Genomic DNA, 26,541 nt, shown 5'->3' with positions numbered 1-26,541 from the left:
ACAACAATCACATGGACCTTCAATGATGGTAATGGTAATGCCATTACAGCCAATCAGGTTTATAACTATGATGATACGACTGACCCAACTGCTGTTTGTCAAAACATCTCTATTCAACTTGATGCTACTGGTAATGCTTCTATTGTTCCTGCTGATATTGACAACGGATCTTTTGATAATTGTGGTTCAGTAACATTTACAGCATCACAAACTACTTTTACATGTGCCGACATTGGGACTAACAATGTAACGTTAACTATTAATGATAGTAATGGGCAAATAGATACTTGCGTCGCTATCATTACTGTAGAAGATAATATCAATCCAACTGCTGTTTGTCAAGATATATCTATTCAACTTGATGCTACTGGTAATGCGTCTATAGTCCCAGCTGATATTGACAATGGATCTTTTGATAATTGTGGAATTTCATCTATAACTTTAAATCAAACTACTTTCAATTGTTCTGATCTTGGAGTCAATACAGTGACATTATTTGTACGTGATACCTCAAATAATTTATCGACCTGTACGGCCAACGTTACAGTAATTGACCCTGCAGTCAATGCAACAGTAAGTATTGCATCGGATGATAGTGATAATATAATTTGCGATAGTGATACCATAACATTTACAGCAACTCCTTTTGATGGTGGTGCTTCACCAATATATGAATGGTTTATAGATAATGTATCCTTTGGAGATAACAATCCTGTTTTTTCACCTATCACACCTTTAAGCGTTGGAAATCATGACATCTTTGTGAGAATGCAATCCAGTTTATCAGCCTGTTCACAACCAAAGCAAAGTAATACAATTACAGTAACAGTAGAGGCATTACCTATAGTAACATCACCTTCTCAAATTTGTATAGGAGATACTGGAAACTTAACACCTAACACTGGTGGAACATGGGTAAGTAACAATCCTACAGTTGCAACTGTAAATAATTCTGGTATAATTACTTCTGTTGCAGCAGGAAACGTGTCTTTTACATTCACAAGTAGCTCAACAGGTTGTAGTAATACAACAAACAGCGTTAGCATTAATGCCTTACCTATAATTTCTAACCTGCCAACAGATAATGAGCTCTGTGTAAATGAAACACATACATTATCTCCTTCTTTTGGTGGAACATGGTCTAGTAGCGATATAGGAATTGCTACTATTACTAATACAGGTGTTATTACTGCGATCAGTGATGGTTATGTAAATTTCACTTTTACTGATACCTCAACAGGATGTACTACATCATCTGTGTTTATTGAAATATTACAAGTACCTCAAATAGATGCTGTTGTAGCTTCACCTAACACGATATGCGAAGGTGATGATAGTATTTTAACTGCAACAGTAATGGGTGCTGGTGTAGGCTCTACAGACGTAGTACTTGTTAATTACAACTTCAACTCAGGTACAGACTATGCGAGTTTAGATGGACAGGAAGCATCAGGAATTACAAGTTCTATAAGTAGTTCTAATATCGCTTTTGATCGTTCTCAAAGTGGAAGAAGCGCAAACAGTCCACCTGCATTTGCTCCTAATCTTGCGGGTGAATCATTAACTATAAAAGATGATTGGCAAGATGGTTATGTAGATTCCACAAACGATCCTGGCGGAGCTCCAGACGATGGAGAATGGGTATTTTCACTGGGAGGTCCTTCCCTACCAAATTATGATACTTTTGAAGTATATTTTGACTCAAAACGTGCAGAAGCTGGAGGTTTAGATAAAATGATTTCAGTAGATTTTAGTACTGATAATGGAGTGACATGGTCTTCTGCTGGCTTTAGAAGCTTACGTGCAGGAACCACTTCTTACAAAAGATACATCAGAACATTATCTGGTTTAAGCAATCCTAATAATCTACAAATCAGATTAAGTGTAGATGATGGTTCAACTTATACGTCATCTTTCGGAACTTATAGCAATCAAACGAATCCTGATGTTAAAATAGATAACTTTCAGGTTAGAGCTTCTGTAAATGGTCCTGGTTTTGTATATGACTGGAGTATTATATCTGGTGATGCATCAAGTTTACCTGCTTTTACTGGTAATTCTCAAATTACAGTAACCCCTAATGTTACTACGGAATATGAAGTAAAGGTTACGAGTATAGACGGTTGTCCAGCTACAGAAACAATTACGGTTAATGTAGATCCTGCACCAGAAATTTCGTTCTCAACAAATTATTGCCCTAGTGCACCACATAACAATGAGGTAGAAATTACGGCTATGTCTTCAATACCTGGTACTACCTATCAATGGATTATTACCTATCCAAGTCCTGGTGATTCGGATTACACCCATGGTGGTCATAGTAGCACATCTGCAACAGCTTATGTAGATACAGCTGGCACATATCAGGTCATTGCAACTGCACCTAGTGGCTGTACCTCATCTGCAACGATAAACATTGCTACAGAGCTGGTTACAAATGGTGATTTCTCTCAAGGTAATGTAGGCTTTACTTCAGATTACACTTATTATGCAGATATCGCAGGAAACAGTGAACTAATCGATGATTCTGGCATTAATGGTTATTCTGTAACCACTAACGGTAATGATGTAAACCCATCATTTTGGGGGAATGATCATACTGGAGATGCTACCAGTAATTTTATGTCTATAAATGGTCACGGAAACACACTTGTTGTTTGGAGACAACAAGTTACCATAGAACCAAACACTGAATACTATTTTTCGGCTTGGGGAATGAGCTTAAATAATGATAGTCAAACTGCACAATTAACATTTAATATTGATGGGACTAATGTTGGCACTCCCGTAAGTTTACCGACACATCCAAACAATAATAATCCCGGGTCAGACAATTGGACACGAATCTATGGAAGTTGGACATCACCAAATACACCTGGACCACAAACCATTGATATTGAAATAAGAAATCTAAATAATTCCTCAACTGGTATAGATTTTGGGTTAGATGATATATCCTTTAGTACTTTAGATCCATTCATCATTTTAACATCTCCTGACTATACAGATGATGATCAAATAATATGTCAGGATACCAATTTTGATGACATCACTTATGCTGTCGGTGGAGCTAGTAACGGAGCCGATATTCAATGGTGGTTAGATGGTAACCCAATAGGAACTGGTCCTTTTCCAAATAATACTTTACCAACAGGTATACAAACAAGTTTTGATGGAGAAGAGTATAGAATTAATGGTAGTCTAACACAATTTGGAACCTACACTTACACCATTTCAACAAGTAGTACTTGTGGTACACCAAAAACAGCTTCAGGAACAATAGTTCTTAACGAAGCTCCTACAGTTAGTATTACAACACCAGCGTCTTTAATAGTTTGTGAAACTGATGGCACCATTAATCTGGAGGCTATTATAGGCGGTTCGGCTACAGGAGGTACCTGGAGCATCGGAGGTACGCCAATAGCAACAACTATTACTGGAAATACAGCAACTGCTGTTTATAGTATAATGACTACCGGACTTACAACTTTCACTTTTACAACAGACGATCCAAGTGGTCCTTGTAATGCCGTAATAGAAACATTAGACATCGATATATCTACCTACACTACAGCAGACGCCGGACCAGACAGGGTAAGATCTAATTGTTCAAAAACAACAACTTTATTAGCTGCAAACAATGTACCAGGACAATGGAGTGTCATTTCCGGGCAACCTACTAATAGCTACTATTTTGCTGATGCTACATTATACAACACAGAATTCACTGGAGAAAGTGGGGAAACCTACATCTTACAATGGGAAGCTACAAATACAGGAGCTTGTACAAATGATGTAGACACAATGACTCTGGAAATACCAGATTGTAGAGATCGACTCATTTTTGATGGCTTTGACGATAGTTTAATTTTTGGTGATAACTATAGTCTGGATACTGGATCTTTCAGTATTGAAGCATGGATTAAACCAGATATCGTTACAGGTACACAAACTATAATTTCTAAACGAAACAGTAATAATCTCAATAATGGTTATGATTTAAGTTTGGTTAACAACCGATTATTTTTCCGTTGGAATAACCAGAGTATGTTCTCAACACAGACCATGAACAATACAAAATGGTATCATGTAGCTGTCACTTTCGATGGTACTAATACATATACCTTATATATTGATGGTTTTGTAGTACAGACGAATAACAGTGGAGTATCTCCTGCTTCAAATACCAATAAAGCACTACTTGCGGCAATGGATACAACTAATGATTTAGCTATAAACTTTTTTGATGGAAATATAGATGAAGTCCGCTTCTGGAATACAGAGCTGTCTGTAGATCAGATTAGAGAAATGATGAATCAGGAAATTGAAGCCAATGGAGCAAATGTTAGAGGTGTTGTTATTCCTCTAGACATTTCAGGAGGTTTACAATGGAATAATCTCATTGGATACTACCAAATGCGTTTTGGCCCTCAAACTGGTCTTGCCAATGGTATTTTACAAGATATTTCCACAGTTTCACCTGTTGATGGTAAATTAAATAAAATGACGGCTTCACAAACCGAAACTGCTCCAATTCCTTACATTACAGCTAATGATGGTGCCTGGGACACAACAAATACATGGGTAAACGGAAACATACAGCAATTACCAAATTCAACAGTAAATAGTATTAATGGACTAGCTCAAACGTGGAATATTGTCGTAGCTCAACACAATGTATCTGCAAATAGAGCAACCCAATTAGCCAGTCTACGTATTGATGCTAACAAACTATCAATAACCAATGACCAATCGTTAACTATTGATAACTACTTAAAAATAGACGGAACATTAGACCTTATAGACCAATCTCAGCTTTTACAACCAATAGGTAGTATTGTGGATTATTCTGGTAATGGTAATTTAGAACGTGACCAGCAAGGCACATCTAATCTTTATAATTATAACTATTGGGCATCACCTGTAAGTAGTAATGGTTCTAATTACAGTATTGCAAATACATTATATGACGGCACCACAGCTTCAAATCCACAACCGTTAAACTGGACTAATGCTTTTGATGCCAACCCGTTAACAAATCCTATAACCATAAGTAGAAGATGGCTATACTTATATGAAAACTATCCTGAGAATTCTATTGCAGATTGGAATGCTATTGACGAAAATCAAAGCATACCTGTTGGTTTGGGATATTCTATGAAAGGAAGTGGAAGTATAACAACAGATCAGAATTACACATTTATCGGACAACCTAATAATGGCACTATTACTTCACCAGTAACGCCTAATTACCAAGCATTAGTAGGTAACCCATACCCTTCTGCCATTGATACCAATGCATTTATTTTAGATAATAGTGGTGTATTAGTAGATGGTACCTTATACTTCTGGGAACATGCCGCAACCAATGGCTCACACAACTTATCCGCTTACGAAGGAGGTTATGCGGCACGTAATTTAACCACAGGTATTCCTGCTGTTTCTCCACCAGAGATCAATGGAGAAGGAAGTGCCAATAAAATCCCTAGACGTTATGTACCAGTAGCGCAAGGTTTCTTTGTTACAGGAAATGCTTCAGGTGGAAACATCACCTTTAGAAATAGCCAACGTGCATTTGTAAAAGAACTTGGAGCCAATTCAGTATTCCTGAGACCAGATCAAGATGCTAACGTAGAGACTAATTCAGAACAAGGTATAGATGATGGTAAATTCATTAGATTAGATTTTATAAGTCCGGAAAATGCCGTGAGACACATTGTAATAGGTTTTATGGAAAATGACAATGCAACGGATGGTATTGACTATGGTTACGATGGTATCAATCAAGATCATTTTCCTAATGACATGTCGTTTAATATTGAAGGCGAAAAATTTGTCATTCAAGGTGTAAATACCTTTGATGATACAAAAACTTATCCTTTAGATATCAATTTAGCCAATGGCGGAAACATTGAAATAGCATTGAATGCGCTAGAGAATTTTGAAAACACCATTGACGTCTTAATATATGATGCTTTGGATGGCAGTTATACCAGAATTAATGATGTTAACTTCCAAAAACACCTCGAAACCGGAAACTATAGTAACAGGTTCTATTTGGTATTTCAGCAAGATAATTCGCTTTCAACAGTTAAAGAAGAACTGGAGCAAGTGAAGGTGAATTACCTGCAAGGTACTAACGAAATTTATGTCAGCCTACCATCATCAGTACAAGTAGAGCAAATGACTTTAATTAATATCCTAGGGCAAACCGTTAGAAGCTGGGATGCCAACAACCTGCCAACAAACTATACATTTAAAGTCCCTGTTGAAAAGGTATCGGAAGGCAGTTATATTTTACAGGTAAAAACGAATAAAGGTATGATCAATAAAAAGCTTATTGTTAAGTATTGATGGTATTAGAGTTTAATATAAAAAGCAATAACACTTCGAGTTAACACCCAAAACGTTATTGCTTTTACAAATCGTTACCTGTTTTTATTTTTTCGTTTAGTGGTTTTGTTAACCCTATATTTGCAAGACCTATTTTCTGTATATTCAATTTTATGTTCTAATAGAAGTTGTACAATTATTTTTCTTGTTTTTTCTTCATCAAGTCCAAATTTTTCACCTAGGTCAATTTCATTTAGTAGGCCATTATTTTCAATTAATGCTTTAAAATATACTTCTTTAATTTCCATAAGGTGATTTTTTTTGAACAGCTATCATCATATGTGGGCTAAAAGGTAGAAGATAACAGTCGTTTTCTGTAATTTTAATAAGTTCTAATAGTGTTTTTTGCTTTTTATCATCAGCCATACTTACAAAGTATTCTTTATCTAGCCAAGCCATTCCTTCAACTGCATAAGTGTTAATATAGGTCAATTCTTGATTTAAAAACTCGTCTTTTAGTTGTTCAGGTTTATGATAATATGCTTCTGTTAAAAGCCAGGGGAAATCATCTGGCGGATTGTGTATTCCCGTTATCAACTCTTCTTTACACATTTTAAAAAACGAATTTTTATGAATTAGCCCATTCATAAGACCTACTAAAGTTGATGCAGTATAGTTAATTGCAAAACCTAATATAATTCCGTCATTTTTGAGAACTCGTTTGGCTTCACTAATGGTTAATTCTCTATCTTCTTTTTTTTGAAGATGATAAAGTGGTCCGTGAAGTATTATTAAGTCTGCAAAATTATTTTTAAATTTTAATTTTCGAGATTCGCCCAATTGAATGGAAAATTTATTTTTTAACTTATTTGCTCTATTTTCGGCCAATTTAATATGCTTAAGAACCGGTTCTACTAAATAAACTTGATGTCCTTTTTTGGCAAGCCATTCTGAATATTTTCCCGTACCTCCACCAATATCAATTATTTTTGAAGATGAAGAAGGTGAAATATACTTTTCTATAAGTGATTTAATTCTTTCAAATTCAAATATTCCCATCCCTTTATCAAGTCTGGTTTCTTCTGATGCTTTATTATAAAATATTTCTATATTTCTACTTATTAGCTGTTTACTGTTCATTTTTAATTATTGTATTATTATCACATATTGAAATGTTGAACATTACAAAGTGATAAAGCAATCGATTCGTAATCAATTGTTTTGTTTAAAATTCGATGAAATAACTGGATATAATTATCTGTGCATTAAAAAATCTCTTATTTTTTATGCGCAAATTTCTCATTCAGTAGAGATTGTCTTTTTAGAAAGACTCAGATAATATTTTGAATTAGTATAACAGACTTCAAAAGTAAAAAAAATTAAATTAAATTTTTCCTTTGTTGTTGATATTAATTGCAAGTAATTTTATGATATAAATTCGTTTTAATAACCTAAATCAGTCCTTAAGCAAAGCTAGTTTTTTACAAGCATAAAGTCAATACGCATAGATACGTATTTTTAAAGCAACCTATCCAAATCCATCTCATTAATACCACCATGAGAGGCATGTGCCACCACGACTCCATTCTTAATCACTAATAACTGTGGAGATTGGTGCATTACCTGAAATTTATAACCTGTTTCGTTAGAGACTTCTCTATAACTCAATAAATCGAGGTAATACAAATCGGCATTAGTATCTATATCATAAGCAGATACAAACTGGCTCATTACCATACGGCTAATACCACAACGTGTAGAGTGCTTAAAAATAAGCTGTGTTTTGGTCTTAGACTTTTCTTCTATAGCGTTGAGTTGCTCAATACTATTAAGTGCAATCCAAGGTAATATCTTTTCTTCTTTAGGTTCTTTAGGTTCTTTAGGTTCTTTAGAACCGAATAATTTTTTAAACATCTTTTCTTTTTTGTCAATTGAATTTGATCTTCAATAATCAAAACAATCTATTTACTTCGTTCATATACTTTAAATAATCCGCTTTAAAGTCTTTGGTTAGTCTCGGTTCTTCGATAAAAATTACAAATAGATGAAAGGCTAGCGCAACTAAAACTGTATAAACCAATAGCCGTATTGAACCTGTAAAAATAACTTCACCAATCAAAGTCAGTAAAATGCCCACATACATTGGGTTTCTTGAGTATTTATATAATCCTTTTATGACCAAAGCTTTTGTTCTATCTGCTGGCGATAAGGTACCTTTACCATCAACTATAAATTTATATATGCAATAAAGGACTATAGATAACCCTAAAATAACGAAACCGATGCCTATATAATTTAAAATACCAAAATTTGCTTCAAAAATAGCTTTTAACCGACGTCTTAGTAATACATACGGAATTAACCCAACAACAAGTCCTAGTTGCAGAATAAAAAAGACCAGATTTCTAAAATATAATGAGATCATATCACCTCAAAAAAGACAAAACGTCACCTTAGAGTACACTATACCAGACATTTTGTCGTTTTTTTCTTACCATTTCGCCTTGGTAAGATTATTGAATAAAGATAGGCAAACACAACAATAAAACAATGCTATTGTCATTCTGAATAAAATGAAGAATCTCAAATCAGGTGTCTCACTAAAGTTCTTAATGACACTAAAAGAAAGTACATATTATGAATTTTAATAATTATACTATTAAATCACAAGAAGCCATACAACAAGCGCAACAGCTTGCGCAAGGCTTTGGTCATCAGCAAATAGAGAACGAGCATATTTTTAAAGCTCTTTTTAATGTTGATGAAAACGTATTACCATTCTTGCTAAAAAAGCTGAATGTTAATGTATCCATGCTACAACAGATCTTGGATAAAGAACTCGAAAGCTTTGCGAAAGTGTCTGGCGGAGATATTATGCTTTCCAGAGATGCTGGCAAAGCACTTAACGAAGCATCGATCATCGCTAAGAAGATGAATGATGATTTTGTCTCTATTGAGCATTTAATCTTAGCGATTTTTAAATCTAAAAGTAAGATTGCTCAAATTCTAAAAGATCAAGGAGTTACCGAGAAAGCTCTAAATGCCAGTATAGAAGAATTACGTAAAGGAGATAGAGTAACATCTCAGAGTCAAGAGGAAACTTATAATGCACTTAATAAATATGCCAAGAATTTAAACCAGTTGGCCAGTGATGGAAAACTCGACCCTGTTATTGGTCGTGATGAAGAGATCAGAAGAATTCTTCAAATCTTGTCGCGTCGCACCAAAAACAATCCTATCTTGGTTGGTGAACCAGGTACTGGTAAAACAGCTATAGCCGAAGGTTTAGCCCATAGAATCATTGATGGAGATATCCCTGAAAATTTAAAGGATAAACAAATCTTTGCCTTAGACATGGGAGCCTTAATTGCTGGTGCCAAATTTAAAGGCGAGTTCGAAGAACGTTTAAAAGCCGTCATTAAAGAAGTTACCACAAGCGAAGGAGATATTGTCTTATTTATAGATGAGATTCACACTTTAGTTGGTGCTGGTGGCGGACAAGGTGCTATGGATGCTGCAAATATTTTAAAGCCAGCTTTAGCTCGTGGTGAGCTTAGAGCTATAGGTGCAACAACATTAGATGAGTACCAAAAATATTTTGAAAAAGATAAAGCTTTAGAACGTCGTTTTCAAAAAGTGATGGTGGAAGAACCAGATACAGAAAGTGCTATTTCAATCCTTCGTGGTATTAAAGAAAAATACGAAACACACCATAAAGTACGTATCAAGGATGAAGCTATCATTGGTGCAGTAGAGCTATCTAATCGCTATATTACAAATCGATTTTTACCAGATAAGGCGATTGATCTTATGGACGAAGCTGCTTCTAAATTGCGTATGGAAATCAATTCTAAACCGGAAGAGCTGGATGTTTTAGATAGAAAGATTATGCAGTTAGAAATTGAACATGAAGCGATTAAGCGCGAAAAAGATGAAACTAAGTTAAAGTCTTTAAAAGCGGATTTAGCAAACCTTAAGGAAGAGCGTAACGAACTAAACGCGAAATGGAAATCTGAAAAGGAAATTGTTGAAAACGTACAAAGTATAAAACAAGATATAGAAAACTATAAACTTGAAGCAGAGCGTGCAGAGCGTGAAGGTGATTATGGTAAAGTAGCAGAAATTCGTTACGGAAAAATCAAAGAAGCCACTGAACAGCTAGAAGCATTTCAAAAACAATTGGTAGAACAACAAGAAACGGCCTTAATTAAAGAAGAAGTCACTTATGAAGATATAGCTGATGTTGTTGCCAAATGGACTGGCATTCCTGTAACTAAAATGATACAGAGTGAACGCGAAAAGCTTTTAAACCTTGAAGATGAATTGCATAAACGCGTTGTTGGACAAGAAGAAGCTATAGAAGCTGTTAGTGATGCCGTTAGACGCTCCAGAGCAGGCTTGCAAAACCCACAAAAACCTATAGGCACATTCTTGTTCTTAGGTACAACTGGTGTTGGTAAAACTGAGTTAGCTAAAGCCTTAGCCGAATACCTCTTTGATGATGAAAATGCTATGACGCGAATTGATATGAGCGAATACCAAGAACGCCATGCCTTAAGTCGATTGGTCGGTGCACCTCCTGGATATGTAGGCTATGATGAAGGTGGCCAATTAACTGAAGCTGTTAGACGTAAACCTTATTCTGTAGTCTTATTAGATGAGATTGAAAAAGCGCATCCAGATACCTTTAATATTCTACTACAAGTATTAGACGAAGGTCGATTGACAGATAATAAAGGTAGAATTGCAGACTTTAAGAACACGATAATCATTATGACCTCTAATATGGGAAGTCAGATTATACAAGAGCGTTTTGAAGCGACTAAAGATATTGAGACTGCAATTGAAGGAGCAAAAATAGATGTCTTAGGTTTATTAAAACAAAGTGTAAGACCTGAGTTTTTAAACCGTATTGATGATACAATTATGTTTACACCATTATCTAAGGAAAATATTGTAGATATCGTTGGGCTTCAACTTAAGAATGTTACTAAAATGATTGCACAACAAGGTATAACCTTCGATGCAACACCAGAGGCTAAAGCGTATTTAGCCGATAAAGGTTATAACCCGGAATACGGAGCAAGACCTGTAAAACGTGTTATTCAAAAGGAAGTGCTTAACCAGTTAAGTAAAGAAATATTAGCAGGTAGAGTAACTACTGATAGTATTATTCTACTCGATGAGTTTGACGATAAACTCGTCTTTAGAAATCAAGGCAACCTTGTGGTTGAAGAACTATAACTAAAATATTTTTTGATTGGTTAATGAAATGCAGTATCATTTTTTCTCAGGAAAAAAGATACTGCATTTATTTTGTGTTTACTTTTTTCATATCTTAACAGAACTAACCCCAAAAAATATACTGTATGGGATTTTTCCATTATTATAACTCTGGCCATGCAGAAATCTTTGTCTTCGATGATTTCTTGATTAAGCAAATAAAAGAAGGTGAAAGCATCGATAAAGAAGAAACAGAAGTTTTTAAAGCTGTATTAGAAACACATTTTCAAAATAAAAACATGGCATATATATCTAATAGGATGACCTCCTACTCTGTTAATCCATTAGTATATAAAGAAGCAGAAAAGATTTCTAATCTGGTAGCAATTGCAATAATTCCCGCTAATAGCAAAATGCGTGCAAATGCTGAATACGAAAGTCAGTTTTACAACAAACCATTTGGCATATTTGACAATCTAAGCGAAGCCATAAAGTGGGTACATAAAATAATTGAAAAAGAAAATAATAAGAAAGCAATAACAAGTAATTAATATCTCATAAAATTTATAAAATACACTGTAACAATTTAGCTATAAATCAGTCTTTATAATGATTGGTTGGTTAAAGCAACACAGAAATAAACCCGAAAAGCTATCGGATTTTAGACGTGTTGCTTTCCTTATTATAGAGGAAAATTATATAAAAACAATAAAAAAATATACCGTTCGGTATATTTTTTTATTACTTTTGTTCTATATGCTCACAAAATCAGAACATACAACGCAATATATTTTAGAAACGGTAGCTCCTATTTTTAATAAGCACGGTTATGCCGCCACAAGCCTAAGTGATTTAACTTCGGCAACAGGTTTAACCAAAGGTGCAATTTATGGTAACTTTAAAAACAAGGAAGAACTAGCTATTGCTGCCTTTAAACACACCGTTAAAAAGCTTATGGCATTGATTGCTGAGCATATATCAAAAAGTGATTCCCCAATTCAAAAATTATACTTGATAGCAGACTTTTACAGAGATTATTATAAATTGAGTAAGACCTATGGTGGTTGCCCGGTTTTAAATATTGGTGTAGATGCAAATAATCAAAATTCTGAACTATTAGAAAAAGTCAGAGTCGTTATAGAACGCATTCAGGATCAGGTGGCGACTATAATAGAGGATGGTATTGAAGCTGGTGAAATTTCTACCGAAATAAATGCTATGCAATATGCCAAGCGCTTAGATTCAATGATACAGGGAGCTATTTTTATGACTTATACTATGGATGATGAATTTTATATGAAAGACTCCATGAATCAAATTGAGGATATGATTTCAAACGAGCTTAAGGCTTAATATTTTTTTAACCAATAATATACCGATTGGTATATTTTAAAAACCAAATAATAATGAGTTTACCAAAAGTTGTAGAAAGTAAAGCAAAGATCAGATTTCAGGATTGTGATCCTTTTAATCATTTAAATAATGGGAAATACACAGACTATTTTATGAATCATCGCGAAGATGAGTTGATAAAAAACTATGATATCGATATCTATAAAATGGCAAGACAAGAAGGCAAAAGTTGGGTTTCCAGTAGTAATCAAATTGCTTATCTGAAACCAGCACTACTCATGGAAACCGTTACTATAGAATCTCAACTTATATATTTTGACAGTAGTAATTTAAGGGCAGAAATGCGAATGTATAATGAAGACAAGAGTCATTTAAAAGCAATTATTTGGTGCGGATTTGTTCATTTCAATTTAATAACCCAAAAACGCGAAACACATTCTGAAGATATGATATCTTTATTTAACACAATACTTAATCCTACTGATACTTCTATTTTTGAAAACAGATTAAAAAGTTTAAGAGCCATTAAGTAAAATGATTACAAAAAAAATAAGAGCCTCATAAATTGAGGCTCTCATATTTGAAATATTTAGTTAAAAAACTAAAATTTCATACCAACCCCAACACCAATGATTAATGGGTCTATATCGACTTCTACTGGTAATTCTCCTTCACCAGTATCTACATCAACATCAGTTGATAAAAACAACTTCTTAATGTCTAAATTTAAAAACCATTTATCATTTAAATTATAATCAACACCCGTTTGTAAAGAAAAACCAAAGGTATTTTCATAATCCATACCTTCAACATCACCTTCGTCTACACCATAAAAGAATGTGTAATTAACACCTGCTCCAACATAAGGTTTAAAGTTATCAGCATAAAAATGGTATTGCAAGTTTAATGTTGGTGGTAATAACCATACATGACCTAAGTCCAAATCCACATCTTCAACTTCTACGTCGTGTTTTGCTGTGGCCAAAATAAGTTCAACCGCTATATTTTTGTTAAAGAAATAGGTGAAATCTAATTCTGGTACAAATGCGGTGCTAATATCAACATCTGCTCCATTAAGGTCATCACCTGGCGATGGGATTACAGATATTAACCTAAAACGTGCCTGCCATTTATTATAATCATCGGTAGCTTGATCTTCTTGAGCATTAATATTAAAAGAAAAACCAATTAATAAGGTAAACAATAGAATTTTTTTCATGATATTTTTGTTTTATTATGATTTAATTTTCTACAAAAGTATGCGCAATAAAAACCTTAAATACTGATAAAAATCATAGTTTGAAAATTTACTTATAGCATTTCTAATTCAACTTAATTTTCAGCTTCATCAATACTTTGTTTTACAATTATTTAGCTCGATTGAGTATACTTTTCGATGAAATGCATAATAAAAATTAAGTTTTAACATACGTTTTAACGGATAAATCATTAATTTTATCGAGCTATTTAATTCCAACAAAACTTAAGACACATTAAATATGTCTGTAATCCCTCTCTATTTGAGGAGTTACTGCAGCTAATTTTTTGATAAAACCCTACTTATAATACATGGAGTTAAATAGATATATAGATCACACCTTATTGAGTCCTACTGCAACTGAAGCAGATATTCTCAACCTTTGCGAAGAAGCTTTAAAGTATAACTTTTATTCTGTTTGTGTAAATAGTTCTTATGTCCCTATTGCTAAACAAGCCCTGGGAAGATCTAATGTAAAAATCTGTACTGTTGTTGGCTTTCCATTAGGAGCTATGTCTACTGAAGCCAAAATCTACGAGGCAAAAAAAGCAATAGAACAAGGCGCATCAGAGATTGATATGGTAATGAATATTGGTCGCTTAAAGAGTAAAAATCATGTTGCTGTATTAAAGGATATTAGCGATGTAAAACGTGCTATTGGCTTAGTGCCTCTAAAAGTAATTTTAGAGATCAGTGAACTATCAAAGAATGAAATCGTAAAAGCTTGTGAAATCTGTATAGATGCGAGAGCAGATTTTGTTAAAACCTCAACTGGGTTCTCAAAAAGCGGAGCCACACTCACGGCGGTAAAAATTATGAAGAAAAGCGTTAAAGACCAATTAAAAATTAAAGCTTCAGGCGGTATACGAGATGCAGAAACAGCATTAAAGTATATAGAAGTTGGTGTTCATCGTATTGGAGCTTCATCTGGTGTTGCTATGATGAACAATCAAACATCATTTTCTGCTTATTAGTTCATACACTTTATGTAACTTTACAGTATGAGTGTACATATAGGAGCCAAAAAAGGCGAAATCGCAGAGACTATTTTATTACCTGGAGATCCATTAAGAGCAAGATGGATCGCCGAGACTTTTTTCGAAAACCCGCAATGCTTCAATGAAGTAAGAGGTATGTATGGTTATACAGGCCTATATAAAGGAAAACGTGTATCTACTATGGGAACAGGTATGGGAATTCCTAGTATTTCAATTTATGCCAACGAACTTATTAAAGAATTTGGTGTAAAGAACCTTATTAGAGTGGGTAGTGCTGGATCTTACCAAGAACACGTGCAAATAAGAGATGTCGTTTTGGCTATGGCAGCTTCGTCGACTTCTGGCGTTAATGAGTTACGCTTTGGTGGTGCTGACTATGCTCCTACCGCAGACTTTGGTTTATTTATAAAAGCTGTTGAGGCTGCTAAAGCTAAAAATATTCCTATAAAAGCTGGAAATGTTTTATCATCTGACGAATTCTATGAAGATGATATAGAATCTTACAAAAAATGGTCAAAATTTGGTGTACTCTGTGTAGAAATGGAAGCCGCTGGACTTTATACTGTAGCTGCAAAACATAATGTTAATGCGCTTGCTATATTGACCATATCAGATTCTTTAGTTACTGGCGAGCATACCACAAGCAAGGAACGTGAAACAACATTTAAAAGCATGATAGAAATTGCTTTAGAGCTTGCCTAATCTATTATTTAACATACTTTTAAAAATAGAACTACACTCCTTAAGTTATATTTGAGGATATTAATCAATCACGCTTATCATGAAATCTTTTTTATTAGTTATATTATTTGTATTATCATGCTCTCTATTTGCCCAACAAGATACGGACAAAGCCCAAATAGAAACTACGCTTAACAACTACATAGATGCATTTTATAAAGGAGATACGACAAAATTAAAGGCTGCTATAAAACCAAGGCTTAATAAGTTTGGTTACTGGAAAAATAAAGCTTCTGGCAACTATGAGTATTATGACCATATGAGTTATGATAAAGCCATGGCGTTTGTCACAAAAATGAAGCTGGAAGGAAAAACAAGAGATGAAGACAAAATTAGAGCTGTAAAAGTTTTAGACATTGGCAACCACATTGCTTCTGCTAAAGTAACGGCAAATTGGGGAGTCGATTATGTTTTACTTTCTAAAGATGATGGCAAATGGATGATAGAACAAGTTATTTGGGAAGGACCTTATCAAAAAGAAGCTAAACAACAACAAACCACTACTTATTATTTAATTAGACATGCCGAAAAAGACCGATCTGACAAAACCAATAGAGATCCTCATTTAACAGAAGTTGGACAAAAGCGGGCAGCAAATTGGGCCAATGTTTTAAAGGATGTCAAATTCGACATGGTATATTCTACAGATTATAACCGAACCAAGGAGACTGCTACACCTACAGCCAAAGCCAATAATATAGAACTAACCCTCTACGACCCAAGAAATATGGATGGAAAAGCCTTTATGAATACTACGAAAGGTAAAACCGTATTAGTAGTTGGTCATAGTAATACTACACCAATGTTTGCAAATGCTTTAGCTGGTGATAAAAAGTATGATATGATTTCAGATGATAACAATGCAAACCTCTATATTGTTACCATTACAAGAGACACAAAAACATCAACACTTTTAAAGGTCGATTAACTCAACCTCAACATTTTTGAGTTCAATTTTTGATAATAATTTTAATTGATTATTATTAAAAGCATGTCCTAAATCAGTAAGTTTTGTTGTGCTATTTATTGCCTTATAATTGTTATAATCTACAAAACGTAAATCGTTTATATAACGTTCATTATAAGCTTCTCTAAAACGCATGCCCTTTCCATCAGATTCATTATAAGAATATGCTATGTAATCTGCTTTAAAAGATATTTTATCAATCCAATATATAAAGACATCTTCATAATCTTCTCCTCCACCCTGTTGGCTAAAAGTGATTTCAATTTTATAATACATCTTGCCTTTGATTTGTTCTTCACCTAATAGTTTTTTGTTCACTGCTTCATCATTTAAACCAAAAGGTAAAACAGAAAAATAATGTACTGAATTTACAGAAGCTGAGTATTTGACAGCCATAGAATCCTCTACAAAAACATTTACGCTATCATTAATATGTCGCTCAAAGCCTTCATTTGTTAGAATGTCAAAAACAGAATCCTCTTCAATAGTAAATGTTCTTGCCAATAAGAAACTTCCTTTATTCCTTTTTGCTAAGTAGCTTTTATCCCTAAAATCAAATTCAATATTTGAAGTAGCAAATCTTTCTCCTCCTGAGATTTCAATAGATGCATTGACAATATCCTCAGCAGTAAAAGCTTTAAGCTTTGACGCTTCCTTACAAGTAAAAAGAACCAAACACAATATAATAACTGATATATTTTTCATATTCATACTTTAAGCTTTAAAGTCGTAAAACTAGTCATAAGATTACGCAGTATACTTTAAGCTAATAAAGTTTTAACTTTTCACATTAAAAACTACCTTTGCCAAGCATGCAAAAAACGGTTAACATACTTAATAAAAAGGCTAAATTTCAGTACGAGATATTAGATAAATATACAGCTGGAATTGTACTTACTGGTACTGAAATTAAATCCATCAGAGCGAGCAAGGCGTCTATTGCCGAAAGTTTTTGCGAGTTTAATGATCATGGAGAACTCTTTGTAATCAATATGACTGTTGAAGAGTATACCTTTGGTAATTATTATAACCATAAACCTAAAGCCGAACGTAAACTATTACTCAATAAACGGGAGCTTAAAAAGCTTGAAAAGGAAGTAAACATTAAAGGAAATGCCATTATCCCAACGCGCTTGTTTATTAACGATAAAGGTTTAGCCAAATTAGAAATTGCATTAGCTAAAGGTAAAAAGCTCTACGATAAACGAGAGACGATTAAAGATAGAGATAACAAGCGTAATTTAGACCGTATTAAGAAAAGTTTTCGATAAGTTTAAGATTCCTCTAACGCCACTCATCTTTTTTTTCATATATGTTTGAAATTTTATAGGCAACTATTCATAGAAAAATTACGTCTATAAAAATAAAGGCATGAAATTTGCTCTAAAAGTAAAATTCATACTAAAAACATAAACCAGCAATCAAACACTATGAACAGACAATTACTCATCTTTTTCTTTATTACTTTTAGCTCTATAGCCACAGCACAAGTTACAGGTACAGTTACAGATGCTAAAGGAGAAGCATTACCGTTCGTTAACATCTTAGTCGAAAACACCTATAAAGGTACCACAAGCAATGACGACGGTTATTATGAGCTCAATGTCACAGAACCTAAAACATACACTATAGTGTATACTTTTATAGGTTACAAAACTATTAAGAAAAAGGTAACCATAGATAAGTTTCCATATAACATAGATATCGCTTTAGAGGAAGAATCCGTTACACTTAATGAAGTGGTGTTAGATACTGAAGAAAATCCTGCAAATGCAATTATAAGACAAGCTATAGCCCAGCGAAAAGAAAATCTTGAAAAGATAAACTCCTTTAAAGCCGACTTCTATTCCCGAGGCTTAATTAGAATTAAAGATGCTCCAGAAAAATTTATGGGTCAGGAGATAGAAATTGATGGTTTAGATTCTACACGTACAGGAATTATTTACTTATCTGAAACGATCTCTAAATTACAGTTTCTATATCCAAACAAACTCAAAGAAAATATAACCGCTTCAAAAGTAAGTGGAGATAGTAACGGTTTTAGTTTTAATAATGCCAGTGATGTAGACTTTAACTTCTATAACAATACTATCGAATTTGGTAATGAAATTATTTCACCAATTGCCAATAATGCTTTTGGATATTATCGCTACAAATTAGAAGGCATATTTTATGACGAACGCGGTAACCTAATTAATAAAGTTAATGTAATACCAAAGCGTGAAAATGACCCTGTATTTTCAGGTAGTATCTACATTATTGAAGACCAATGGACACTCTATGCTGTTGAGCTCGATATTACAGGTGTACAAGCACGTATTCCTGCTGCAGATCTATTATCCATAAAACAAACATTTTCATATTCTGAGGACAATAATTTCTGGGCTTTAATTTCTCAAAGTCTCGATTTTAGCTATAAATTCTTAGGTTTTAAAGGTGATGGACGCTTTACAGCTGTGTATAGTAATTATAAGTTTAATGTTCCATTGACAAAAAAAGATTTTGGCCCAGAAGTCGTAGCATTTGAAAATGAAGCCAATAAAAAAGACACTTTATTCTGGAACACTATAAGACCTGTTCCGCTTACAGCAGAAGAAAGTACAGATTATATAAAGAAGGATAGTATTCAATTAGTTAAGGAATCAAAGCCCTATTTAGATTCAATAGATCGTAAGAACAATAAATTTAAACTAAGTGATATCTTGGGTTACACCTATCAAAACTCGCATAAAAATTTTCGATTAGGATATAATATTCCTATTGGAGGTATTCAATTTAATACCGTTCAAGGTTATACTGCAAAAACTGACTTTTTCTTTACTAAAAATTATGATGACTTTAAACGTTTCTTCAGGGCTAATGCCAGTATACAATATGGCTTTTCTGATGAACGCCTAAGAGCTACAGGGTCGTTAACCTATAAATTTAATAATACCAACCGTAGAATTTTAAGACTTTCAGGAGGTGTAAGTGCAGAACAATTTAATTCTGCTAACCCTATTACACCATTTATCAACTCCATAAGCACCTTATTTTTTGAGGACAACTATATGAAGCTATATGATAAAAGCTATTTGCAACTTAATTATTCTGAAGAATTATTTAACGGACTCAGATTATTTGGTCAACTTAGTTATGAAAGACGAAAAGCTTTATTCAATACTACTGATCAAGTTTTTATTAATGAAGATGATGACATTTATACGAGTAATAACCCCTTAGATGAAACAGCTTACAGAGTAGCACCTTTTGAAACCCATAACATTTTAAAGGCTAATGTTACAGCACGAATTAATTTTGGACAAAAATATTTAAGTTATCCAGATAGTAAATTTAATATTGGATCAGATGCTTATCCAACACTTGTTTTAAGTTATGAAAAAGGCTTTGGAGCTACCAATAGCGATTATGATTATGACCAGGTCAAAGCACGATTATATCAATCTTTTAATATTGCGGACAAAGGGCGTTTTAGATATAATCTTAGAGCTGGTAAATTCTTTGATGCCGATGATATTGCTTTTATGGATTATCAACATTTTAATGGTAACCAAACGCATGTAAGTACTCAAGGTAACTACACTAATGTATTTAATAACTTACCTTATTACGCTGGTAGCACTAATGATGCCTACTTAGAAGCACATACTGAGCACGATTTTAACGGTTTCCTTTTAGGTAAAGTTCCTTTATTAAATAAACTCAATTTTAATTTAGTTGTAGGTGCACATTTATTGTCTACACCAGACTTTAAACCATATCAGGAGTACACTATAGGTGTTGATAATATCGGTTGGGGAAAATGGCGCTTCTTAAGAGTCGATTATGTAAGATCGTATCAAAGTGGATTTCAAAGTGATGCCATTTTGTTTGGAGTGAAATTCTTTTAACTTTATAGAATGAAAAAACTATTTTATATCCTACTTCTGGCAAGCTTAACTATTAATGCTCAAGCAACCAAAGACTATTCTAAACAAGTCGCCACATTAGATAGCACTCTAGAAACTTTATATTCAGTCATTTCAGGTGATGCTGGTGTAGAGCGCAATTGGGAATTATTTAGATATCTATTTCATGAGAATGCTAAGTTAATTCCAACAGGTAAAACTAAAGAAGGTAAACATATAGCGCGTTATATGACACCTGATGACTATATCAAATCTTCAGGGAAATGGTTATACGAAAATGGTTTTCATGAGGTAGAAATTAATAGAAAAACCCAAACCTTTGGTAATATTACCCAAGTCTTTAGTACCTATGAATCCTTTAAAAATAAAGATGACAAGGAACCTTTTATGCGTGGTATTAATAGTATTCAATTGATGAATGATGGCAAACGTTGGTGGGTTATCAATATTTATTGGATGCAGGAATCTAAAGACAACCCTATTCCAAAAGAATATTTACCAAAAAATTAAAACTCATATTGAAGCCTAGAGATACTATAGGCTTTTACTTTTATAAAAAACATCACATGTCAATTTCATTCAAGTCAAATTCAATTTTAACATTAGCATTAGTATTTTCAATTCTTAGTTATGCGCAAAACAGCATAGAAAAAGCAACACCTGTTTTTAAAGATGGAGAAGCACAAATCGTAGAAGGCTTTAATGATGTAAAAAAATGGATACATCACGATTTATGGGTAGAAACCGAATTTGATACTGATGGTGACGGTGAGCTAGACCGTATGCATGTCTCAGTAACCAGACCCGAGCAAACAGAAACGCAAGACTTAAAACTACCTGTTATCTATGTGACTAGTCCTTACTTTGCAGGAGTAGCAGGAGATGCACCAGGGATTATGTGGGACGTTAAACGCGAGCTTGGTGGTAAATCTAAAGAACGTGTACATCCAGAAGTAAAACGTCGTGCTGCACAACGGCCAATGATTTCATATTCGCATTTAAAGAAATGGGTACCTAGAGGTTATATTGTTGTGCATTCTTCATCACCTGGAACAGGGTTTTCAGATGGGGCACCAACCATAGGTGGAAAAAATGAGTCCTTGGCACCAAAAGCAGTTATTGATTGGTTATGTGGCAGAGCAAAAGGTTATACCGAACGTAAGGGCAACGAAGAAGTAAAAGCATATTGGTCTACAGGTAAAGTAGGTATGACAGGTACCTCTTATAATGGAACTTTACCATTAGCAGCAGCTACAACAGGTGTTGAAGGTTTAGAAGTCATTATACCAATTGCACCAAATACGTCATACTATCATTATTACCGTTCTAATGGTTTAGTACGTTCACCTGGTGGTTATTTAGGTGAAGATATTGACGTACTTTACGATTTTGTACACAGTGGAGATGAAGATAAACGTGTGCATAACAATAAAGTGGTAAGAGATACGGAGATGATGAATAATATGGATAGGCAAACTGGTGACTACAATGATTGGTGGGCAGGTCGTGATTATCTCAATCAAATGGATAATATGAAAGCTGCATTATTAATGTCTCATGGTTTTAATGATTGGAATGTTATGCCAGAGCACAGTTACCGTATTTATAAAGCTGCTAAAGAACAAGGACTCCCACACCAAATATACTATCATCAAAATGGCCATGGTGGACCACCACCAACTTCTATGATGAATAAGTGGTTTACTAAATATTTGCATGGTATTGACAATGGTGTCGATAAAGAAAAAAATAAAGCATATATCGTAAGAGAAAATGACGATAGGCAACAACCTACAGCATATTTAGACTACCCAAATCCAGATGCACAAGATGTTATTTTACATCTAGGTTCGGGTGGGACAGATAAAGGTGGACTAACCCTAGGTAAAGGTGATAAAACTAATGAAACCTTAATCGATGATGTATCTTTTTCTGGTAAGGATTTAGCTAAAGCTGAAAGCTCAAAAAACAGATTGTTGTATGTAACACCAAAATTAAAAGGTGAGCTTCATATTTCGGGTATTCCAAAAATGAGTATTACTTTATCAAGTAATAAGAAAGCAGCTAATCTTTCGGTTTGGTTGGTATCACTTCCATGGCAAGAAGGTAGTGATGTAAAAATCACAGATAATATTATTACAAGAGGTTGGGCAGACCCTAAGAACTATAAATCACTGACTAATGAAGAAGATTTGGTCCCTGGACGTTCGTATACTATAAGTTTTGAGTTACAACCAGATGATCAAATCATTAAGACTGGTCAACAAATTGGATTGATGATATTTTCAAGTGATCAAGAATATACTATTCATCCAAAAGCTGGCACACAGCTTACTATAGAGTTGGATAAAACACAGTTAATGCTTCCTGTTGTTGGTGGTGAAGAAGCTTATAAGAAGTTAACGAATTAGTTTTTATCCTCAAGCAAAGGCACAAATCGAAATTCGCCAAACTCGTGTTTTTCAAATTCTTTAGGCCCTTTCCTTATAAATAAAGTCATAACCTGAATGTCATCTCCTACAGGAATAACTAATCTCCCACCTACTTTTAATTGACTTAAAAGTGGATTAGGCACAAATGGTGCTCCTGCTGTAACAATAATGCTGTCAAAAGGAGCTTCTTCAGGCAAACCTTTATAACCGTCCCCAAAGATAAGTTTCTTAGCTCTGTAACCTATTTTTGGTAAAAATTTTGATGTTTTTTTAAATAACTCTTGTTGACGTTCTATGCTATATACTTTGGCTCCAAGCTCAATTAAAATAGCACATTGATAACCACTCCCTGTTCCTATTTCAAGGACTTTATCCTGAGGCTTTATTTGTAATAATTCTGATTGAAAAGCTACAGTGTATGGCTGAGAAATAGTTTGATCTGCTGCAATAGGAAAAGCTTTATCTACATATGCATGGTCTATAAATCCTGAATCCATAAAAAGATGCCTGGGAATTTTACCTATGGCTTTTAGAACAGCCTCATCTTTAATTCCCTTTTTTACCAGAGTGTCAACTAGTTGCTGACGCATACCTTGATGCTTAAAAGTATCTTTCAAATCTTAGTTTAGTTTCATGCTAAATTAACGCAAAGAAAAGCAAATTCCAATCTCAAATTTTGTTTATTGATTTCTCAGTATTTTATAATGTCTTTTTCAAATTTTTGAATCAAAACGCCTATTTTTGTTAAAAACAGAAAAATATGCTAAAAGCTGGTGTTCTTGGTGCTGGTCACCTCGGTAAAATTCATCTTAGATTACTCAATCAATCTGCCAAATATGAGCTTGTTGGCTTTTACGACGCTGATCCAGAAAATGCAAAACGCGTCGTTGAAGAATTTGGCTATACATATTACGATTCTATTGATGCTTTAATAGATGCTGTTGATGTTGTTGATATTGTAACCCCTACCCTTTCACATTATGATTGTGCCAAAAAAGCCATTAAAAAAGGAAAGCATATTTTTATAGAAAAACCTATTACTAATACTGTTGAAGAAGCAGAAACTATAAGAACTCTTGTAGCCGAACATGGCGTAAAAGGCCAGGTTGGACACGTTGAGCGTTTTAATCCGGCATTTATTGGAGTTAAGGATAAGATTGAAAACCCAATGTTTATTGAAACGCATCGCTTAGCAGAATTTAATCCTCGAGGTACAGATGTGCCAGTAGTTTTAGATTTAATGATTCATGACATAGATATTATCCTTAGTGTTGTAAAGTCGCCTGTTAAGCATATCTCAGCTAGCGGAGTTTCGGTAGTTAGTGAAACTCCAGATATTGCCAATGCGCGAATCGAATTTAAAAACGGATGTGTTGCTAATTTAACAGCAAGTCGTATCTCATTGAAAAACATGCGTAAAACCCGTTTCTTTCAAAAAGATGCCTATATCTCAGTAGATTTTTTAGAAAAGAAATGTGAAGTAGTAAAAATGAAAGATGCACCAGAAAATCCTGGTGATTTTGATATGATTCTACAGAATGCTGAAGGCGTAAAAAAACAAATCTATTTTGATAATCCTGAAATTGAAAATAACAACGCTATTTTAGATGAATTAGAAACCTTTGCAGAAGCTATTAACAGTAACACAAAACCTATTGTTACTTTGCATGATGGTACAGAGGCATTACGCGTAGCAACAATGATTATTAATCAATTTTAAACTTTTCCACTTCCGTGGAAATCTTTTGAATCCTACTAAAAATATAAATTAACAAACTCTTGTTTTCGCAAGAGCAAAAAATAAAATTTTTGATGAAAAATATAGCAGTAATCGGAGCAGGAACAATGGGAAACGGAATTGCCCACACTTTTGCTCAATCTGGATTTAATGTTAAACTAATAGATATTAGCGAAACCTCGTTAAAAAGCGGTATGGATACCATTGCTAAGAATTTAGATCGTATGGTTGCTAAAGAAAAAATCACTGAAGCAGACAAGTCTGAAACTCTTGGTAACATTGAAACATTTACCAATACAATATCTGGAGTAAAAAATGCAGACTTGGTCGTTGAAGCTGCAACTGAAAATATAAATTTAAAACTAAATATTTTTAAGCAACTAGATGACGTTTGTGATAAGGATACTATTTTGGCTACAAATACATCATCCATTTCTATTACGCAAATTGCAGCAGTAACATCTCGACCAGAAAAAGTTATCGGAATGCACTTTATGAACCCTGTACCAATAATGAAGCTGGTAGAAATTATTCGCGGATATAATACTAGTGATGAAGTCACTAAAACTATTATGGAGTTATCTAAAACTTTAGGTAAAGTACCAACAGAGGTAAATGATTATCCTGGTTTTGTAGCTAATCGTATTTTAATGCCAATGCTTAATGAGTCTATAGAAACACTTTATAATGGTGTTGCAGGTGTGCAAGAAATAGATACTGTGATGAAATTAGGAATGGCACATCCTATGGGACCATTACAACTCGCTGACTTTATCGGATTAGATGTATGCTTGTCTATTCTCAATGTTATGTACGATGGATTTAAAAACCCAAAATATGCACCATGCCCTTTATTGGTAAATATGGTGAGAGCTGGTAAATTGGGAGTAAAATCTGGAGAGGGATTCTATGATTATTCTGAAAGTAGAAAAGCTGAAAAAGTTGCTAAGCAATTTGTTTAGAAAAGATTATATTATTGTTTTAGTTTTGATTAGTATATTTTCTTGTAAACATCATACTAAAAGCGACGTAAATAATAGTGTTACTATCGAGGTAAACTCTAATTCAGAAGTTAAGACTAATCAAGTTATAGATTATAAGAAACTTATTTCACAAGATTCATCTTATATTTCATATGGTTTCGATTTTCCAGTTGGGAGACCAGATGCCAATGGCTATTACAACGCACAGAAGTTTCAAGAAAATAATCACTTAGGTGATGACTGGAATGGAATTGGTGGTGGAAATTCGGATTTAGGCGATCCTATATATGCTATTGCTAATGGTTATATTAGCGAAGCAAAAGATTATAAAGGCGGTTGGGGAAATGTGGTTAGAATAGTACATTTATATAATGGAATGCTTTATGAATCACTATATGCTCATTGTGACTCCATTATCGTAAAACAAAATAACTTTATTGGTAAAGGAGATAAAATTGCAACTATTGGAAATTGTGAAGGAACATATTTTGCTCACCTTCATCTAGAAATAAGAGATTCAGTAGGTTTGGATATTGGTAGCGGCTATTCAATGAACACTACAGGTTATTTAAATCCCACTAAATTTATAACTAAAAACAGAAACTAA

General features: G+C 33.9%; 22 protein-coding genes. 15 read left to right on the top strand and 7 right to left on the bottom strand.

Going from position 1 to position 26,541, the window contains the following annotated elements:
- On the top strand, positions 1–6,354 hold a 6,354-nt coding region (locus Q0912_RS16910; RefSeq protein ID WP_299117320.1), incomplete at its 5' end, for a LamG-like jellyroll fold domain-containing protein.
- Between the two features lie 74 nt (positions 6,355–6,428).
- On the opposite strand, the gene Q0912_RS16905 is transcribed toward Q0912_RS16910, so the two are convergent.
- The 4 genes from Q0912_RS16905 to Q0912_RS16890 form a co-directional block, all read right to left on the bottom strand.
- Entirely contained in the window at positions 6,429–6,641 is a 213-nt protein-coding gene (locus Q0912_RS16905; RefSeq protein ID WP_299117318.1) for a hypothetical protein, read from the bottom strand.
- On the bottom strand, positions 6,631–7,473 hold the full coding sequence (locus tag Q0912_RS16900) for a class I SAM-dependent methyltransferase (protein ID WP_299117316.1): 843 nt from the start codon (positions 7,471–7,473) through the stop codon (positions 6,631–6,633). The genes Q0912_RS16905 and Q0912_RS16900 overlap by 11 nt, the downstream gene beginning before the upstream one ends.
- Before the next feature lie 378 nt (positions 7,474–7,851).
- A complete protein-coding gene (gene ytxJ, locus Q0912_RS16895; RefSeq protein ID WP_299117314.1) occupies positions 7,852–8,247 on the bottom strand; it encodes a bacillithiol system redox-active protein YtxJ in 396 nt (131 codons plus the stop codon).
- Positions 8,248–8,284: 37 nt separating this feature from the next.
- Positions 8,285–8,758: a methyltransferase gene (locus Q0912_RS16890; RefSeq protein WP_299117312.1), complete on the bottom strand. Its 474-nt coding sequence runs from the start codon at positions 8,756–8,758 to the stop codon at positions 8,285–8,287.
- A gap of 212 nt (positions 8,759–8,970) precedes the next feature.
- Between Q0912_RS16890 and clpB the strand changes: the two genes are divergently transcribed.
- The 4 genes from clpB (at position 8,971) to Q0912_RS16870 (ending at position 13,442) form a co-directional block, all read left to right on the top strand.
- On the top strand, positions 8,971–11,577 hold the full coding sequence (clpB, locus tag Q0912_RS16885; RefSeq protein ID WP_299117310.1) for an ATP-dependent chaperone ClpB: 2,607 nt from the start codon (positions 8,971–8,973) through the stop codon (positions 11,575–11,577).
- A 125-nt stretch (positions 11,578–11,702) separates the two neighbouring features.
- Complete coding sequence (locus Q0912_RS16880; protein WP_299117308.1) at positions 11,703–12,107, top strand: hypothetical protein; 405 nt, start codon at positions 11,703–11,705, stop codon at positions 12,105–12,107.
- Between the two features lie 58 nt (positions 12,108–12,165).
- Positions 12,166–12,909 (top strand): TetR/AcrR family transcriptional regulator, encoded by a 744-nt coding sequence (locus Q0912_RS16875; protein ID WP_299117306.1) that lies wholly within the window; start codon positions 12,166–12,168, stop codon positions 12,907–12,909.
- Between the two features lie 53 nt (positions 12,910–12,962).
- Positions 12,963–13,442: an acyl-CoA thioesterase gene (locus Q0912_RS16870; RefSeq protein ID WP_299117304.1), complete on the top strand. Its 480-nt coding sequence runs from the start codon at positions 12,963–12,965 to the stop codon at positions 13,440–13,442.
- 68 nt (positions 13,443–13,510) lie between these two features.
- On the opposite strand, the gene Q0912_RS16865 is transcribed toward Q0912_RS16870, so the two are convergent.
- On the bottom strand, positions 13,511–14,128 hold the full coding sequence (locus Q0912_RS16865) for an OmpW family outer membrane protein (RefSeq protein WP_299117302.1): 618 nt from the start codon (positions 14,126–14,128) through the stop codon (positions 13,511–13,513).
- A 350-nt stretch (positions 14,129–14,478) separates the two neighbouring features.
- Here Q0912_RS16865 and deoC point away from each other — a divergent pair, with 350 nt between their 5' ends.
- The 3 genes from deoC to Q0912_RS16850 all read left to right on the top strand — a co-directional run bounded on the left by deoC (position 14,479) and on the right by Q0912_RS16850 (position 16,834).
- Positions 14,479–15,141, top strand: coding sequence for a deoxyribose-phosphate aldolase (deoC, locus tag Q0912_RS16860; protein WP_299117300.1), 663 nt, complete (start codon positions 14,479–14,481; stop codon positions 15,139–15,141).
- Between the two features lie 27 nt (positions 15,142–15,168).
- Complete coding sequence (gene deoD, locus Q0912_RS16855) at positions 15,169–15,867, top strand: purine-nucleoside phosphorylase (protein WP_299117298.1); 699 nt, start codon at positions 15,169–15,171, stop codon at positions 15,865–15,867.
- Positions 15,868–15,946: 79 nt separating this feature from the next.
- The gene (locus tag Q0912_RS16850) at positions 15,947–16,834 is read left to right on the top strand and encodes a histidine phosphatase family protein (RefSeq protein ID WP_299117296.1); all 888 of its coding nucleotides are present in this window, start codon (positions 15,947–15,949) and stop codon (positions 16,832–16,834) included.
- On the opposite strand, the gene Q0912_RS16845 is transcribed toward Q0912_RS16850, so the two are convergent.
- Entirely contained in the window at positions 16,820–17,578 is a 759-nt protein-coding gene (locus Q0912_RS16845; protein ID WP_299117294.1) for a DUF6503 family protein, read from the bottom strand. The two genes, Q0912_RS16850 and Q0912_RS16845, sit on opposite strands and share 15 nt — an antisense overlap.
- A gap of 107 nt (positions 17,579–17,685) precedes the next feature.
- Between Q0912_RS16845 and smpB the strand changes: the two genes are divergently transcribed.
- The 4 genes from smpB to Q0912_RS16825 all read left to right on the top strand — a co-directional run bounded on the left by smpB (position 17,686) and on the right by Q0912_RS16825 (position 23,192).
- Positions 17,686–18,144 carry an SsrA-binding protein SmpB gene (gene smpB / locus Q0912_RS16840; protein ID WP_299117292.1) on the top strand — a complete coding sequence of 153 codons (459 nt, stop codon included), beginning with the start codon at positions 17,686–17,688 and terminating at the stop codon, positions 18,142–18,144.
- Between the two features lie 159 nt (positions 18,145–18,303).
- Positions 18,304–20,763 (top strand): DUF5686 and carboxypeptidase regulatory-like domain-containing protein, encoded by a 2,460-nt coding sequence (locus Q0912_RS16835; RefSeq protein ID WP_299117290.1) that lies wholly within the window; start codon positions 18,304–18,306, stop codon positions 20,761–20,763.
- Positions 20,764–20,772: 9 nt separating this feature from the next.
- Positions 20,773–21,291 (top strand): hypothetical protein, encoded by a 519-nt coding sequence (locus Q0912_RS16830; protein WP_299117288.1) that lies wholly within the window; start codon positions 20,773–20,775, stop codon positions 21,289–21,291.
- A 56-nt stretch (positions 21,292–21,347) separates the two neighbouring features.
- Positions 21,348–23,192 carry a Xaa-Pro dipeptidyl-peptidase gene (locus Q0912_RS16825; RefSeq protein WP_299117286.1) on the top strand — a complete coding sequence of 615 codons (1,845 nt, stop codon included), beginning with the start codon at positions 21,348–21,350 and terminating at the stop codon, positions 23,190–23,192.
- Here Q0912_RS16825 and Q0912_RS16820 read toward each other — a convergent pair.
- Positions 23,189–23,830, bottom strand: coding sequence for a protein-L-isoaspartate(D-aspartate) O-methyltransferase (locus Q0912_RS16820; protein WP_299117284.1), 642 nt, complete (start codon positions 23,828–23,830; stop codon positions 23,189–23,191). The genes Q0912_RS16825 and Q0912_RS16820 overlap by 4 nt on opposite strands.
- A gap of 143 nt (positions 23,831–23,973) precedes the next feature.
- On the opposite strand from Q0912_RS16820, the gene Q0912_RS16815 reads away from it, so the two are divergent.
- The 3 genes from Q0912_RS16815 to Q0912_RS16805 all read left to right on the top strand — a co-directional run bounded on the left by Q0912_RS16815 (position 23,974) and on the right by Q0912_RS16805 (position 26,541).
- Positions 23,974–24,933, top strand: coding sequence for a Gfo/Idh/MocA family oxidoreductase (locus Q0912_RS16815; RefSeq protein ID WP_299117282.1), 960 nt, complete (start codon positions 23,974–23,976; stop codon positions 24,931–24,933).
- Positions 24,934–25,025: 92 nt separating this feature from the next.
- Positions 25,026–25,913 (top strand): 3-hydroxybutyryl-CoA dehydrogenase, encoded by an 888-nt coding sequence (locus Q0912_RS16810; RefSeq protein WP_299117281.1) that lies wholly within the window; start codon positions 25,026–25,028, stop codon positions 25,911–25,913.
- Positions 25,906–26,541, top strand: coding sequence for a M23 family metallopeptidase (locus Q0912_RS16805; RefSeq protein ID WP_299117280.1), 636 nt, complete (start codon positions 25,906–25,908; stop codon positions 26,539–26,541). Before Q0912_RS16810 ends, Q0912_RS16805 begins: the two co-directional genes overlap by 8 nt.

The organism is uncultured Winogradskyella sp., from assembly GCF_947498345.1.
GTDB lineage: Bacteria > Bacteroidota > Bacteroidia > Flavobacteriales > Flavobacteriaceae > Winogradskyella.
Note: the sequence above shows the minus strand (reverse complement) of the source record. Positions and strands in the feature narration are given on the sequence as shown.

Bases quoted from the DNA above. Each gene is read 5' to 3' on its own strand.
- ytxJ (WP_299117314.1), bottom strand. From the start codon at position 8,247: ATGTTTAAAAAATTATTCGGTTCTAAAGAACCTAAAGAACCTAAAGAA.
- Q0912_RS16875 (WP_299117306.1), top strand. From the start codon at position 12,166: ATGATTGGTTGGTTAAAGCAACACAGAAATAAACCCGAAAAGCTATCG.
- Q0912_RS16870 (WP_299117304.1), top strand. From the start codon at position 12,963: ATGAGTTTACCAAAAGTTGTAGAAAGTAAAGCAAAGATCAGATTTCAG.
- Q0912_RS16825 (WP_299117286.1), top strand. From the start codon at position 21,348: ATGTCAATTTCATTCAAGTCAAATTCAATTTTAACATTAGCATTAGTA.
- deoC (WP_299117300.1), top strand. From the start codon at position 14,479: ATGGAGTTAAATAGATATATAGATCACACCTTATTGAGTCCTACTGCA.
- Q0912_RS16845 (WP_299117294.1), bottom strand. From the start codon at position 17,578: ATGAAAAATATATCAGTTATTATATTGTGTTTGGTTCTTTTTACTTGT.
- Q0912_RS16835 (WP_299117290.1), top strand. From the start codon at position 18,304: ATGAACAGACAATTACTCATCTTTTTCTTTATTACTTTTAGCTCTATA.
- Q0912_RS16900 (WP_299117316.1), bottom strand. From the start codon at position 7,473: ATGAACAGTAAACAGCTAATAAGTAGAAATATAGAAATATTTTATAAT.
- Q0912_RS16810 (WP_299117281.1), top strand. From the start codon at position 25,026: ATGAAAAATATAGCAGTAATCGGAGCAGGAACAATGGGAAACGGAATT.
- Q0912_RS16850 (WP_299117296.1), top strand. From the start codon at position 15,947: ATGAAATCTTTTTTATTAGTTATATTATTTGTATTATCATGCTCTCTA.
- Q0912_RS16880 (WP_299117308.1), top strand. From the start codon at position 11,703: ATGGGATTTTTCCATTATTATAACTCTGGCCATGCAGAAATCTTTGTC.
- Q0912_RS16815 (WP_299117282.1), top strand. From the start codon at position 23,974: ATGCTAAAAGCTGGTGTTCTTGGTGCTGGTCACCTCGGTAAAATTCAT.
- deoD (WP_299117298.1), top strand. From the start codon at position 15,169: ATGAGTGTACATATAGGAGCCAAAAAAGGCGAAATCGCAGAGACTATT.
- smpB (WP_299117292.1), top strand. From the start codon at position 17,686: ATGCAAAAAACGGTTAACATACTTAATAAAAAGGCTAAATTTCAGTAC.
- Q0912_RS16865 (WP_299117302.1), bottom strand. From the start codon at position 14,128: ATGAAAAAAATTCTATTGTTTACCTTATTAATTGGTTTTTCTTTTAAT.
- clpB (WP_299117310.1), top strand. From the start codon at position 8,971: ATGAATTTTAATAATTATACTATTAAATCACAAGAAGCCATACAACAA.
- Q0912_RS16890 (WP_299117312.1), bottom strand. From the start codon at position 8,758: ATGATCTCATTATATTTTAGAAATCTGGTCTTTTTTATTCTGCAACTA.
- Q0912_RS16830 (WP_299117288.1), top strand. From the start codon at position 20,773: ATGAAAAAACTATTTTATATCCTACTTCTGGCAAGCTTAACTATTAAT.
- Q0912_RS16905 (WP_299117318.1), bottom strand. From the start codon at position 6,641: ATGGAAATTAAAGAAGTATATTTTAAAGCATTAATTGAAAATAATGGC.